General features: G+C 60.8%; 8 protein-coding genes. 3 read left to right on the top strand and 5 right to left on the bottom strand.

Annotation, left to right across the window (positions count from 1 at the left end; genetic code table 11):
- Positions 1-264: hypothetical protein (locus H7C86_RS37080; protein WP_259349436.1), on the bottom strand; the 264-nt coding region annotated here is incomplete at its 3' end.
- Positions 265-401: 137 nt separating this feature from the next.
- Between H7C86_RS37080 and H7C86_RS36365 the strand changes: the two genes are divergently transcribed.
- Positions 402-1,436 (top strand): diiron oxygenase, encoded by a 1,035-nt coding sequence (locus H7C86_RS36365; protein WP_019749917.1) that lies wholly within the window; start codon positions 402-404, stop codon positions 1,434-1,436.
- Between the two features lie 346 nt (positions 1,437-1,782).
- Here H7C86_RS36365 and H7C86_RS36360 read toward each other — a convergent pair whose 3' ends face one another.
- Positions 1,783-2,577: a hypothetical protein gene (locus H7C86_RS36360; RefSeq protein ID WP_019749918.1), complete on the bottom strand. Its 795-nt coding sequence runs from the start codon at positions 2,575-2,577 to the stop codon at positions 1,783-1,785.
- Between the two features lie 99 nt (positions 2,578-2,676).
- On the opposite strand from H7C86_RS36360, the gene H7C86_RS36355 reads away from it, so the two are divergent.
- The gene (locus H7C86_RS36355; protein ID WP_019749919.1) at positions 2,677-3,093 is read left to right on the top strand and encodes a LuxR C-terminal-related transcriptional regulator; all 417 of its coding nucleotides are present in this window, start codon (positions 2,677-2,679) and stop codon (positions 3,091-3,093) included.
- A gap of 432 nt (positions 3,094-3,525) precedes the next feature.
- Here the strand turns inward: H7C86_RS36355 and H7C86_RS36350 are convergent, their stop codons facing one another.
- The 3 genes from H7C86_RS36350 to H7C86_RS36340 all read right to left on the bottom strand — a co-directional run bounded on the left by H7C86_RS36350 (position 3,526) and on the right by H7C86_RS36340 (position 6,348).
- The gene (locus H7C86_RS36350) at positions 3,526-4,146 is read right to left on the bottom strand and encodes a hypothetical protein (protein WP_228118167.1); all 621 of its coding nucleotides are present in this window, start codon (positions 4,144-4,146) and stop codon (positions 3,526-3,528) included.
- Between the two features lie 71 nt (positions 4,147-4,217).
- Complete coding sequence (locus H7C86_RS36345; protein WP_019749922.1) at positions 4,218-5,090, bottom strand: hypothetical protein; 873 nt, start codon at positions 5,088-5,090, stop codon at positions 4,218-4,220.
- Between the two features lie 961 nt (positions 5,091-6,051).
- On the bottom strand, positions 6,052-6,348 hold the full coding sequence (locus H7C86_RS36340) for a hypothetical protein (protein WP_019749925.1): 297 nt from the start codon (positions 6,346-6,348) through the stop codon (positions 6,052-6,054).
- Between the two features lie 74 nt (positions 6,349-6,422).
- On the opposite strand from H7C86_RS36340, the gene H7C86_RS36335 reads away from it, so the two are divergent.
- The gene (locus H7C86_RS36335) at positions 6,423-6,758 is read left to right on the top strand and encodes an XRE family transcriptional regulator (protein ID WP_182263468.1); all 336 of its coding nucleotides are present in this window, start codon (positions 6,423-6,425) and stop codon (positions 6,756-6,758) included.
- Positions 6,759-6,778 lie beyond the last annotated feature (20 nt).

Here is a 6,778-nt window from a genome sequence, read left to right as displayed (position 1 = left end):
CCGCCTGAACCCGACAGGGTCACGCAGGGCTACACCACTCCCAGGGACTTGACCGGACGCGAGTTCGGCGAGGTGAGTTCCGACCCGATCAACCGGGGACACCAACCGTGACGAGATCGCGAGAACCTCTCCCTGCGCCCATCCCACCGCATAGGTCGGCGGATGCACACAACGGCCTAACGTGCGACCGTCGACCACGTCCAGCGCTGTCGTCTCGACAGCAGGACCCACACCACCATCAAAGGCCGAGAGCCGCGCGCTCATGGTGCGATGTTGAGCGTCCCCGTTCACCCTTCCGCGCTTACCCGTGGACATGCAGACCAATACAGTTACTGTGGACGCGTAGTCACACTTAGTTTACTGTGGGCACGTCTGAGATAGATGCCACAAAGGAGCCCGAAATGCAGTTCCTCACACTTCGTCGCACGCGGCGTAACGCGCCATCTGTCCGCTCAACTACGGGGCGCAATACCGTCAACGAACGTCGCGATTACCACGACACTCTGCGCACACTGTCCGAGGCATCCTCGACAGGGCTCCACTTCGAGGCGTTCAAAGACATCGCCTGGAATTCGCCCGAGTTCGCCGCCCCCGCGGACGACCCAAGATGGACACTCCCCGCGGTCGACCCCTTGTCCCACACCGACTGGTACCGCGCGCTCTCACCCCAGGAACAACGGCGGGTTGCCCGGATTCGGCTCGCATCTATAACAAAGACCGGCTCCCAGTTCGAGCAACTGCTCCTTCTCGGCGGTACCCAGTTCTTGATGGGCCTGGCGAACGAGAACCCCGAATTCCGCTACTTCATGCACGAACTCACCGAAGAGACGCACCACATCCAGATGTTTCAGGAGTTCACCAACCGGGTGGCTCCGGAGGTCCACGGTGCCCCAACGTGGCTTGTCAAGGCCTTCCCCCTGGTCGGTTCGCTGGGATCGCTGTGGCCCAGTTTCTTCTTTCAGATCATCCTCGCTGGAGAGGAGCCGATCGACCACATCCAGAAGAGCATCATGCGCGGCGGTGGCATTCACCCGCTCACCGACCGCATCATGCAGATCCATCTCGCCGAGGAAGCACGTCACATCGGGTTCGCCCATGCATGGTTGCGCCATCACGCTCCGCGCATGAGCCGATTCAACCGCCTCGCACTCGGCCTCACCACGCCTGTAGTCATGCGCATAGGGTTTTGGTCCATCGTCGTCCCGAGCCGGCAGGACGCCACGTTGCTGGGTATTCCCCGCAATGTTCTGCGCGAGACCTATTCGATGCGCAACCCCGATTTCCGGCGACTCCTTACAGAGTCCTGCGCAGACGTCCGGAGCCTCGCCGACGCCAACGGAATGCGCACCCGGCTCACCCTCTGGTCCTGGCGGCTTACCGGAACCGACGGCCGGCTGTCGCGTTACCGCAACGAGCCGTCGAGGGCCGCGGCTTGACGATCTGCAACCCGCGACGCAGCTGCCCCTGTCCCACTTCGGCAGACAGCTGCGTTACCCGCTCATCGCGGTCGAGGGACTGGCGCACAGATATCAGCGCGCCAACCACAGGCCCACACCCGAATCGCCCCATCGAATTGTAGGAAGCGCATCCATCGAGGCCGAACCGGTGACGTCAGTGCCGGCCGAGTCATCAGTGCCGGCGGAGACGCAACATTTCCGATGCCGTAGCGAATTCGCTTTTGCTACTGCAGGTTTGGGTACAACGTACTGCGAGCGATGTTCAGCACTTCCGCGATTCGGTCATGGATACGCCGTCGGCCTTCATCTTGGACCGGCAATAGAGTCACAGGCCGACCGCGCCGAGCAGAGCTTCTCCTGGATCGACGACGGCAACAACGGCCGCGACGAACAGCAGCGCCATCGCAATGGTCATCACAGCACCGAGCGATCCGAGGACGACGAACATCCGACGGTGGGCACCGTTTGTCGTGTCCGACGACCTGTAGCGTCGGAAGGCGATGACGGTTCCGGTTGCGACTACAGCGATCACCCCGGCGATAGCGACAATCGCCGCCCAGTTGTAGTGCTCGACCTGTGTGAGCAACTCGAGCAGTGGCGGCCTGGAGTCTCCGCTGCGCACACCGTTCTCGATCAGAGACTGCGCTGTCTGCCCGTCCGAGTTGTCCGCGGAGAGCATCGGAAGCAGCGCGACTACGGGTGCGACCGTCGACTGGATGTTGAGCACAGCCACAGACACCGAAAACAATGACAGCACAGTCGTAGTGGCCGCCGCGACCACGCAACCTACGCCGGCCGTCAGAGATCGCCGCCACAGGGTCGTCGCGAGCAGACCCAGAACCGCGGTCAGCAGCACCGAGATGACGATCTTGATCGCGTGCCACTCGAACCAGTAGTCCACCATCTCCGCCAAGCCGAGCGGATAGGTGCGGACTCCGCTACCCCAGTAGTCGACCAAGCCGCGGCCGAGCAGCTCACTCATGACGGATTGATCCTGGAACTGCGGATAGCGTCCGCGTAACAACGCGGCCGGGCCTAGAACGAACGCGGCCACCAATGCCGCTCCGGCGCATGACAACGCAACGATCGACCAGCCGTTTCGGTTGACGGACGTACTCATTGACGACTCCCTTCCGGGAGAGAGTCAATCAGCAGGTACGCGGCTGCACATCCATCTGCAGTACTACATCTGACGAACGAGGTACCAGCTCAGGATTCGATGCTCTATCGACAGCCGCGCCGGACTCTGGCAATCATCACGCACGGCCAGGATCAACCCTGCACCCGCGATGAAGTCGGATTCGGCAACCCCATATCTGCATCGACCACGTTGTTGTGCATCGTTTTTGCCTCCACGTCCCCACTGGACGCAAAACGTGAGTTGCTCCCGCCGCGCCCATCCATACCGCCGCAGGAGGCGACCGTGATGCGATTGAGTAAGCGCCAAGAAGAGATCATCGAACGGGTCGCCGAAGGCTATTCCGGTAAAGTAGTAGCACGCTTACTCGGAATTTCACCCGAAACCGTGAGTCCCACCTTCACGCATAATCGATCGAACGGTCTGCAGGAATGCAGGTTTGAAGCGATCAGCGCTATTTGCGAACATCGAGTTGACGGCCACCGTGCAGGACACTGAATGCGTCCCGACACTCGGAACTCGCCCGTCAATCGTTCCGTCACAGCCGCGGCCGACCATTTCTACCGAGCACTGGGCCACAGAGTTCCGAGAGTCACAGCGTCGATTCGGATCGATTCGTAGGCCGACTACGATCTTCATCTCAACAGGGCCAGCGCATCACTACTGGTGAGATGATGCATGATCGTGGATGGGTAGTAAGGCACTCAGGTTCTCGGTGAGGCACTAGAAGGTGATCTGGGATTTTCACCGCCGTGGAGAAATACTACGAGAGATCGGGCGGGTCCTCGGCCAAACGATCATGTGTTCTGTGAACCATCCTGCTCAGGCAGCGACCGGTGCCGGGGGACGGTTCGCGAACTGTACGCCGCAGCCACACCCGCATGTAGTTCACTTAGTGCGGGTGTGGCTGTGGCGCAACTACATTCCGGGTCAGGGAGTGACGGTGATGCCGGGCGCGGAGTTGAACTTGAGCGCCCCGGTCATCTTCGCCGTTCCGGCTCCTGCTGCCGGGCAGGATGCGCTTCCCCCGTTGGAGGTGAAGTTCACCGTTCCGGTGTTGTTGGCGGTGACGGTATGTGTTGTGTTGCTGTAGGGCACGGGGCCGGCAGTGCTGGCGGTGACGTCGATGACGCAGCTACCAGCGACTACGTGAGCTCCACCGTTGGGGATTTTGATACTTCCCATCGGTGATCCACTGTCGGCGTTGACGTTCAGAGCCCAGGAACCGGCCGTGGTGATCGTTGCCGGCACACCTTCGAGGTCACATCCGGACAGTCCCACGCTCGCGATGTTGATGTTGATGCCGCCCGTTCCGGAGTTCACGTTACCGGGCGCCGCAGGGGTGGTTCCGGTTCCGCTGACGCTGGTGCAGTACAACTCGAGACCGCCGGTTGTCACGAAACTGAGCCCACTGCTGGTGGCCGTCACCGGAGTGGCTGTGGCGGGGCTGATCGTGGTGGACGCTGCTGCGATCCCGGATGCAGCGATGGTCAATGCGGCTGCTGCCCCGACGATCGCGGGGGCCTTGCCGAGCATTGTGCGTGATGACATGTGATGTGCCTTTCTGTCGAATACCTTTGGGGTGAACCGTCAGTCGAAAGAAATTCAGGCGGGTGTGATCTCTACCCGGCGGCTCCCATCTGCGCCACAGCTGCAGGTTCGGCTGCCTGCGCAGCGGAAGCTGCCGGCGGTCGTACCTTGCGCGCGGCGACGGTGTAGACGTCGCTGGAAGTGGTCAGAGAGTTCTTTCCGCTGGCCGAGGGGGTTCCTGCTCGCAGGTTCACCGCCCAGTTGAGTGCACCGAAGACCCCGCACCCGCTAGCGGCAGGAGCTGCGAAGAGATTGTCGGTGTGCTGAACGGCAGGGAACACTGCTCCGGGATATTCGCCGATGGGCTGCGAGGGCGGGTTACCGGTGGTCGTGAGGTGGAGGTTGATCGGGTTCGCCGTGGAGCCGAGATAGCAGTTGTTACCCAACAACGAGTTCGACAGTTTCAGTCGTACCGGCATCGTCAGCTCTTGATCGAGCACCTTGATGTTCGGTAGCCCAACAGCTTCGACTGTTGCGGTGATCTGGGTCAGATTCAGTGGAGTGTCGATTCCGATGGCGCCACCCGGGACGGAGATCGGGTTCGAGTACACCCCGTTTCGGCCGTCCGGCTTGGGGACGAAGGTTTCGACGAAGCTGCCGTCGGGTTGGGTGGCGTACTTGACTCCGCCGGCGATCTTCAGTCCGCCGTCGGGGACGGGCACGGTCAACCCCCCGATTTTCATCGAACCGCCGCGCACCACAACAGTCGCGCAGGTTGCGACATCGAGGTCTTCAACGGGGCATGACGACCACCCGTCGAACGTCAAAGGAGTAGCGGCGGGTGTACCGGACGAACCGAGCGAGGAATTCTCCTCAGCAGTAGCGACGCCTCCTCCTATCAATGCAAGGGCTGCAGCGATCGCCATCGTGGGGACAACTCGGGTTCTCAAGGCATTCTTGGACATTGGGCTCCTCAGGCATGGAATCGACGCACCGTACATCACTCGTTTTTGGTGTGTCGCGAGTCACATCTATGTGCTCGGAGCGAAGGCTACCGACCAGTAGTACTCGAAGTCACACAAACCGGAGAAAGTTCAACCCTTTCGGGGATGCTCTCGTACTTTCGGTGGCGTTTCATCGACGCTCAGCGGGGACTTTCGACTCTGTTCTGCCGTTGTGCGAGTACGAATGTTCCTTCTGTATGAGCGTTTTTCCCCGTGTGTAGAACCCTCGATCTGATTCCGGACACAGTCGTCGCCCTAGAGCTCAGGAGCGTTCGCCTTTGTCGGTGACGAACAGAACGACGCCGATGGCGCCGCTGAAGCGCTCACGGACGCGGTGCGGGTTGCGACGGTGTCACTGATACGGGTGAACACCTCCATATCTTCCTGCAAGGAGGCATGGGTGGTTCCGGCGCACAGGGTCCATCCGAGACGGTGTGCGGTGGGTGTCGGTGAGTTCCCCTTCGGGATGGCGGTCTTGACGATATCGCTGATGGCGTCCACCCGATGCGCAAAGTCGACGGTGGGGTCGAGGTGAGTTCATGCCGTCCGCAGATTGGTGGGTTCTCGACGATCTGGTGCGCGAGGGGTGAAGAACATTGCCAGCTGCTCCCCTGCTCCACTTCTCATGCCGACCGTTGCTCCGCCGACGGTTTCGTTGACGGAGCGGTACCAGTCCAAGATGAAGTGTTCGACGATCGCTCCCTTGGATGGAAAGTGGAAGTAGACAGCGCCTTTGGCAAGGACTGTACAGCCGCCGTTGCGGTGTCCTCGTTTCGTTCCGCTTCCGACAACTCAGCAATATTGTGGTCGTTCTTTCGCGGGCGTGAGGGTCGCGGATCGATTCCAGCTGACGGTCGGATCAGGGGCAACACTCTTGCGTTCCCACTCTCCGTGTCGTTTTCACGATCGAACGGCAAGCGGCTTAGTCCATTCCGACTTCCGTTACCAGATTGCGATTTCGTACGTGAATGCCAAGGACCACTGCCGGTGGTGTGATCGCTGTGGCCGCTGCAATAGCGGGCGCGAGGGGGTTGAACCCGAGACGTCCCCCACCGTCGAGGAACTCTTGTGCGGCGATTGATGCGCAACAGGAGTGGAACGCGTTTCCGCGGATGCGGATCACGACGACGACGGCGAGTGCGATGCAGAAACCCCGGTCCCATGTGTTCGCGTTGAGCTTGCTGACGGTGACGATGGCGATGGCGAAGATTGCATTCACAAATTTCGGCGAAAGTTCGCCGTTCGTGGCGCACAGCCGATATCGATCCAGGCCTTCATGGAAAAATACTGGCCATGCGCACAGGATTCGGAGCGTGGATTCGCGGCCAGATCGATGCTCGGGGCTACGAGAGCACCGAGGAGGCTGCGCGGGCACTAGGGGTGTATCCGTCGTTGTTGCGTCATTGGGCAACGATCGTGCGGTCGCCATCCCCGCAAGTTCTTCGGCAAGTCGCAGTGCTGTTCGATGCGCCGATCCAAGAAGTGCTGATTGCCGCCGGCTACATGACCGAAGAAGAGAACCGTCCCCTTTCCCCTACCAGGATGTCGCTGCAACAAATGTCGAACAAGCAAATCCTGGACGAAATACGGCGCCGTGAGGTTCACCCCGGATGGTGGACACCGAGATAGCGGGACCGAGGGTTCCGCTG

This window comes from Rhodococcus sp. UFZ-B548 (genome assembly GCF_903819475.1).
Lineage (GTDB): Bacteria > Actinomycetota > Actinomycetes > Mycobacteriales > Mycobacteriaceae > Rhodococcus_F > Rhodococcus_F erythropolis.
The sequence above is the reverse complement of the archived record's forward strand: the minus strand, read 5'-3'. Positions and strand labels throughout refer to the sequence as shown.